Annotated in this window: 5 protein-coding genes and 1 pseudogene; 4 read left to right on the forward strand and 2 right to left on the reverse strand. The window is 69.5% G+C overall.

What is annotated here, in order from left to right; genetic code table 11:
- The first annotated feature begins 99 nt into the window (after nucleotides 1-99).
- Complete coding sequence (locus ACH5AC_RS37780; protein ID WP_398866901.1) at nucleotides 100-1,068, forward strand: cation diffusion facilitator family transporter; 969 nt, start codon at nucleotides 100-102, stop codon at nucleotides 1,066-1,068.
- A gap of 77 nt (nucleotides 1,069-1,145) precedes the next feature.
- Here the strand turns inward: ACH5AC_RS37780 and lepB are convergent, their stop codons facing one another.
- Nucleotides 1,146-1,829 (reverse strand): signal peptidase I, encoded by a 684-nt coding sequence (lepB, locus tag ACH5AC_RS37785; protein ID WP_398866902.1) that lies wholly within the window; start codon nucleotides 1,827-1,829, stop codon nucleotides 1,146-1,148.
- A gap of 339 nt (nucleotides 1,830-2,168) precedes the next feature.
- Between lepB and ahcY the strand changes: the two genes are divergently transcribed.
- Together ahcY and ACH5AC_RS37795 are read left to right on the forward strand one after the other, a co-directional pair.
- On the forward strand, nucleotides 2,169-3,626 hold the full coding sequence (ahcY, locus tag ACH5AC_RS37790) for an adenosylhomocysteinase (protein WP_398866903.1): 1,458 nt from the start codon (nucleotides 2,169-2,171) through the stop codon (nucleotides 3,624-3,626).
- Nucleotides 3,627-3,752: 126 nt separating this feature from the next.
- A pseudogene (locus tag ACH5AC_RS37795) lies at nucleotides 3,753-4,367 on the forward strand (hypothetical protein).
- Here the strand turns inward: ACH5AC_RS37795 and ACH5AC_RS37800 are convergent.
- Nucleotides 4,368-5,357, reverse strand: a complete 990-nt coding sequence (locus ACH5AC_RS37800) for an RDD family protein (protein ID WP_398866904.1) — start codon at nucleotides 5,355-5,357, stop codon at nucleotides 4,368-4,370.
- 140 nt (nucleotides 5,358-5,497) lie between these two features.
- On the opposite strand from ACH5AC_RS37800, the gene ACH5AC_RS37805 reads away from it, so the two are divergent.
- On the forward strand, nucleotides 5,498-6,505 hold the full coding sequence (locus ACH5AC_RS37805) for a stage II sporulation protein M (RefSeq protein ID WP_398866905.1): 1,008 nt from the start codon (nucleotides 5,498-5,500) through the stop codon (nucleotides 6,503-6,505).
- Nucleotides 6,506-6,824: the final 319 nt, after the last annotated feature.

A 6,824-nucleotide genomic window follows, 5' to 3' on the forward strand; every position in this document is an offset into this window, starting at 1 on the left:
GCTCCTGTGGACGACTGACACTCCGCCGCCCCGGCGGACTGCAACAATGACCCACCGACAGCGGACCAGCGAGGACAAGCGAAAGGACAACGCGGGCACATGAGCGCGTCAGGCGGCACCAAGGCGATCGTGGCGGCACTCGCCGCCAACCTCGCGATCGCGGCATCGAAGTTCGTGGCGTTCGCCTTCAGCGGCTCGTCGTCGATGCTCGCCGAGGGCGTGCACTCGCTCGCCGACTCCGGCAACCAGGCCCTTCTCCTCGTCGGCGGCAAGAAGGCCCAGCGTGAGGCCACCCCGCAACACCCCTTCGGGTACGGCCGCGAGCGCTACATCTACGCCTTCCTCGTCTCCATCGTCCTCTTCTCCGTCGGCGGCATGTTCGCCATCTACGAGGGCTACGAGAAGATCAAGCACCCGCACGAACTGGACCACTGGTACTGGCCGGTCGGCGTCCTCGTCTTCGCGATCATCGCCGAGACCTTCTCCTTCCGCACGGCCATCAAGGAGTCCAACGTCCTGCGGGGCAAGCAGTCCTGGAAGGAGTTCGTCCGCCACGCCAAGGCGCCCGAGCTGCCCGTCGTGCTCCTGGAGGACCTCGGCGCGCTCGTCGGCCTGATCCTCGCCCTCGGCGGCGTCAGCCTCGCCCTCGTCACCGGCGACGGCGTCTGGGACGGCATCGGCACCCTCTGCATCGGCGTCCTGCTCGTCCTCATCGCGCTCGTCCTGGCCGTCGAGACCAAGTCCCTGCTGCTCGGCGAGGCCGCGGGCGTCGAAGAGGTCAGGAAGATCGAGGCCGCCGTCGTCGACGGCGACACGGTCACCCGCATCATCCACATGCGCACACTCCACCTCGGCCCCGACGAGCTCCTGGTCGCCGCCAAGATCGCCGTCCAGCACGAGGACACCGCCGCCCAGGTCGCCTCCGCCATCAACGCCGCGGAGTCCCGTATCCGCGACGCCGTCCCGATCGCCCGGGTCATCTACCTCGAACCCGACATCTACAGCGAGACCGAGGCCGCCAAGGGCGCCGACCCGGACGCAACCCCGGGCGGCCCGGCCCACCCCTGACACCCACCGCCCACCCGACGAAAGGGGCCCGCCATTCCCGGCGAGCCCCTTCGCCGTCCACCACGGCCACATCCCTGTCAGACCCGCACCACCCACGGCGGCGCAGGCGGCCCCACCCGCGCCTCCCGGCGTACGACGACGGCGGCGATCCCCAGACCCACGGCGGTCAGTACGCACACCACCCCGAGGATCATCGCCGCCCCGAGGAACACAGGGACGGAGTAGTCGTCGATCACCCGCCCCCGGATCACGGAAGCGGGCAGCGTCCCGCCCTGATCGTCGACGAACGCCCGCGAGTCCCGCGCGAGCGCCCGGTGGTCGCCCAGCAGGAACAGCCGCCCCTCAGGAACCGTCACGTCGTACCGGGGCATGACGAACCCGCCGTCGGCCTCCCCACCCTCCAGATACGGCTCGTCGAGCGGCTCCCCGTCGACACTGACACGCGCGTCCGCCCCCGTTCCCGCACAGCAGGCCACACGGTCGCCGCCCACTCCGATGACCCGCATGATGATCAGCTCGTCGAACCCGTACCGGTCCGGCGCCGAGAGCACCACCACGTCCCCGCGCCGCACCTCACTCCCGTCGATCCGCTCGTAGACGATCCGGTCGCCCCGGGCATGCGTGGGCGTCATGTTGTCGCCCGCCACGACGGAACCCCCGAAGGAATGCTGCAAGAAGGCGAAGCCGCCCACCCCCACCAGTACCCCCAACAGGCCCACCACTACGGCTGCCCTCCCCAGCCCGCGCCCCCTGCCTGCCATCGCACTCCTCCCCATGCGGGCCTTCCGCGGGCGCAGAGCGTAGCGGCTGCCCGTGAACAGCCCCACCCCCATCCGTCACACCGTGTGATCGGCGTGATCTGTTCGGAGGCGGACTGGGGACGGCACCGCCGCGCGGTGTAGCTTGGAACGGAGCCAGACGTCGCTGCTGATGGCGGTCGGGCGGTCACGACACGGGGCCGGCCGAGGGAGAGAGGGCCTCCGACGGACTGCGCTGCGCGCACGCGGGCATGCCTGTGTCCTCTTCGGGCACCCCTGTGTCCGCCGCCGCGCAGACCAGCCCTACCCAGACCTCGACCCCATCCCGAGGAGCAGCTCGCAATGACGACTGTCGACAGCCGACAGGACTTCAAGGTCGCAGACCTCTCCCTCGCCGAGTTCGGCCGCAAGGAGATCACGCTCGCCGAGCACGAGATGCCGGGCCTCATGGCGATCCGCAAGGAGTACGCCGAGGCGCAGCCCCTCCAGGGCGCCCGCATCACCGGCTCCCTGCACATGACCGTGCAGACCGCCGTCCTGATCGAGACCCTGGCCGCCCTCGGCGCGCAGGTCCGCTGGGCGTCGTGCAACATCTTCTCCACCCAGGACCACGCCGCCGCCGCCATCGCCGTCGGCCCGAACGGCACCCCCGACAACCCGCAGGGCATCCCGGTGTTCGCCTGGAAGGGCGAGACCCTGGAGGAGTACTGGTGGTGCACCGAGCAGGCCCTGACCTGGCCGGACAGCCCCACCGGCGGCCCGAACATGATCCTCGACGACGGCGGTGACGCCACCCTCCTCGTCCACAAGGGCGTCGAGTACGAGAAGGACGGCAAGGTCCCCGCCGTGGAGACCGCCGAGTCCGACGAGCACCGCGTCATCCTCCAGCTGCTCCACCGCACCCTGGGCGAGAACCCCCAGAAGTGGACCCAGCTGGCGTCCGAGATCCGCGGCGTCACCGAGGAGACCACCACCGGCGTCCACCGCCTGTACGAGATGCAGCGCGACGGCGCCCTCCTCTTCCCGGCGATCAACGTCAACGACGCCGTCACCAAGTCGAAGTTCGACAACAAGTACGGCTGCCGCCACTCCCTGATCGACGGCATCAACCGCGCCACCGACGTCCTCATCGGCGGCAAGACCGCCGTCGTCTGCGGCTACGGCGACGTGGGCAAGGGCTGCGCGGAGTCCCTGCGCGGACAGGGCGCCCGCGTCATCGTCACCGAGATCGACCCGATCTGCGCCCTCCAGGCGGCCATGGACGGCTACCAGGTCACGACCCTCGACGAGGTCATCGACCAGGCCGACATCTTCATCACCACGACCGGCAACAAGGACATCATCATGGCCTCGGACATGGCCAAGATGAAGCACCAGGCGATCGTCGGCAACATCGGCCACTTCGACAACGAGATCGACATGGCCGGCCTCGCCAAGGTCCCCGGCATCGTCAAGGACGAGGTCAAGCCGCAGGTCCACACCTGGACCTTCCCCGACGGCAAGGTGATCATCGTCCTCTCCGAGGGCCGCCTGCTGAACCTGGGCAACGCCACCGGCCACCCGTCGTTCGTGATGTCCAACTCCTTCGCGGACCAGACCCTGGCCCAGATCGAGCTGTTCACCAAGCCCGACGCCTACCCGACCGGCGTCTACACGCTGCCCAAGCACCTGGACGAGAAGGTCGCCCGCCTCCACCTGGCCGCACTCGGCGTAAAGCTGACCAAGCTCCGCCCCGAGCAGGCCGCGTACATCGGCGTCGAGGTCGACGGCCCCTACAAGCCGGACCACTACCGCTACTGAGCCCGTAGCCCGCAGTAACCAGCCGGGCCAGTAGTCGGCAGAACCTCAGAGGCAGGCCCCCGCACCCCCGTGTCGGGGGCCTGCCCCTTCGGCCCTTCGGCCGGACCGTCAGACCTCAGGACTCCCATGCCCCGCGGCCGTTATTCGCTCCACGATCCACACGATCACACCCCCCTCGCGGAAGAACACTTCCAGTGCGCCCCCGGCCCGTCCGGCTGACGCTACGTCGCGCAGCTGACCACCCCCAGCGGTGATCACCACGGCTCCGTCGACCTCACCCTCGACGAGCTCGGCCGCCCCCTTCGCCTGGAACTCCACGCGGGCGGCTGGCAGGTGCGCGGTGCCGCCCTGGACGGCGTCACCTGGGTCCGCACCGACCCCACCGGCATCCATGCCACCGAAGGCAACGTGCGCGCCCACGCCTTCGCCGGCACATCCCCCGCGTTCCTCATCGCCACCACCCGTCTCCTGCGCCTCACCCCTTCCGCTCCCGCGACCCGCGTACGCCTGGTGACCTTCACGGACCCGGTCCTCGCTCCGCGCACCGTGGACCAGTCCTGGGCCCTGCTGAACAGAGAAGCACACGCCACTGACAACGGCCCTCTGATCGTGGACGAATACCAGGTCACAGCCCTGGACACCGGCGAACAGCACACCGTCCACATCGCCGGCGACGTCGTCCTCGCCGCCCCCGGCATCGAACTGGAAGACCTCGAAACACCGCCGTCGACCTTCGACTGATCAAGCAGGCGGCACAAACCCCGTCGGGGGCCGATCGGCGGACTGCTGCCCAGCCGACGCACCAGAAGAAGAATCAGGCGTACCCGAGGGAGCAGAGGGTGCAGCGGGAACAGAGGGTGCAGCGGGAACAGAGAAACCCGAGGGATCTGAGGGGCCATAGGCACCCGCCGTAGGGCCATTTCCAGCCACCGGCGAACCGTGGACACTGCCCCCCACCTGACCGTACGCGTCCGCCGTCGGCCCACTCCCGAACGCCCGCCGCATCTCCCGCACCTGCCGTTCCTGCACCACGGCCGCCAGATACATGGCCGGCGGCACCCCCTGCGGCACCGGTGCCCCCGTGCGCGCCGCGAGGTCGCCCGCCAGACGCTCCGCCATCGCCCAGCCGACCTGCGGATCCAACTGCTGCATCCGGCCGAGGTACTGGCGGACGGCGAGCCACAGACCATCCGGCACCGCCGACAGATCCAGCCCGGAGAAACGCCCCGCAAGCCACGGCGGAGGCGGCGGCACAAAGCCGGCCCGCGCGGCCGGCACCCGCTCCCGCACCACCAGCGTCCCGGCGAACACATCACCGAGCCGCCGCCCACGCGCCGACACCAGCGAGGCGATGCACGCCACCACCCCGCCCGTCAGCAGAATCTCGACCGCCCCGATCGCACCCCGCACCAGCGCGTGCCGGAACCGGATCGGCCCGCCGTCATCCCGCACCACCCGCAACCCGCACGCCAGCTTCCCCAGCGAACGCCCATGACTGAGCGTCTCCACGGCGATCGGCCCACCCACCAGCACCAGCAGGAACGTGGCGATCGACAGTGCGATCTGCGCGGCCTCGTCCAAGGACGCCGTGGCCACCATCAACCCGATCATCACGACGATGTAGACCGCCACGGCCACGCTCAGATCCAGCAATGTGGCCAGCGCCCTGCTGGGCAGCCTGGCGGGCTGCACCTCCAGCGCCACCGCCTCACCCGTCACCAGCTCACTCACGTCCGCCGTCCCTTCCCCTGACCTGCCCTGCGAACGGCCAGTCTGCCAAGCTGAGCAACACATCGCGCCGCAGTACGACAAGCTGAAACGCGGCCGGCCGCCACGACGCCCCGACGAACAGCCGAGGAGCAGGCACACCGATGGACCTCGATGTCTTCGTCTCCGCCCATCGAGCCGAGTGGGACCGCCTCGACGCCCTGCTGCGCCGCCAGCGCCACCTCACCGGCGCCGAGGCAGACGAACTCGTGGCCCTCTACCAGCGCACCGCGACCCACCTCTCTTTGATCCAGTCCAGCGCGCCCGATCCACAGCTCACCAGCCGACTCAGCCAACTCGTGGCACGCGCGCGGAGCGCTGTGACCGGCACCCGCCGCGCCTCATGGCGCGACGTCACCCGCTTCCTCACCCACGGCTTCCCCGCCGCGGTCTACCGATCGCGTCACTGGTGGGTACCCACCGCCCTGCTTTCCACCGCGGTGGCCGTCGTCCTGGGCTGGTGGATCGGCACCCACCCCGAAGTGCAGTCCACCATCGCCACCCCCAGCGAACTACGCGAGCTGACCCGTCCCGGAGGCCAGTACGAGACGTACTACTCCAGCCCCCCCGCGGCGTCCTTCGCCGCCCAGGTGTGGACGAACAACGCCCAGGCCGCCGCGATGTGCCTGGTCCTGGGCATCTTCTTGGGCCTGCCCGTCCTCTGGATCCTCTTCCAGAACATGCTCAACCTCGGCATCGGATTCGGCCTCATGTCGTCGGCAGGCCGCCTCGACACCTTCCTCGGCCTCGTCCTCCCCCACGGCCTGCTCGAACTGACCGCAGTCTTCGTCGCCGCCGGCACCGGCCTGCGCCTCGGCTGGACGGTCATCGACCCGGGCCCGCGCACCCGACGCACGGCCCTCGCCGAGGAAGGCCGCGCAGCGGTGGGCATGGCGATCGGCCTTGCCCTGGTCCTCTTCGTCTCCGGCGCCATCGAAGGCTTCGTCACCCCCTCCGGCCTGCCCACCTGGGCCCGCATCACCATCGGCATCGTCGCCGAGCTGACCTTCCTGACCTACGTCTACGTCCTCGGCGGCCGGGCGGCCCGCGCGGGCCAGACGGGTGACGTCGAGGCCGCCGAGCGCAGCGCCACCGTGCCGACGGCCGCGTGATGTGCGGACACGCCTGCTGAGCTGCTACTCTCCTCTTCGCCCCACGAGAGCCGTTGACACGGGTCGCGCGGGGAGGTAGATTTGAACAGTTGCCTGGAACTGGATGTCATCCGGTCGGCATCGGTTAGGATCTACATCGGCCTCACGGAACACCGATTCACATCGATTCCGTAGAAGCCCCCTCCCGATAAATCGGAAATGAATGGCCGCCGGTCAGACCGGCCCAGAACTTCTGATAAAGTCGGAACCGCCGGAAGGGAAACCGCGAAAACAAAGCGGAAGCCCGGAAAGCACCGAGGAAATCGGATCGGAAAAGGAT

This window comes from Streptomyces sp. NPDC018693 (assembly GCF_044391385.1).
GTDB lineage: Bacteria > Actinomycetota > Actinomycetes > Streptomycetales > Streptomycetaceae > Streptomyces.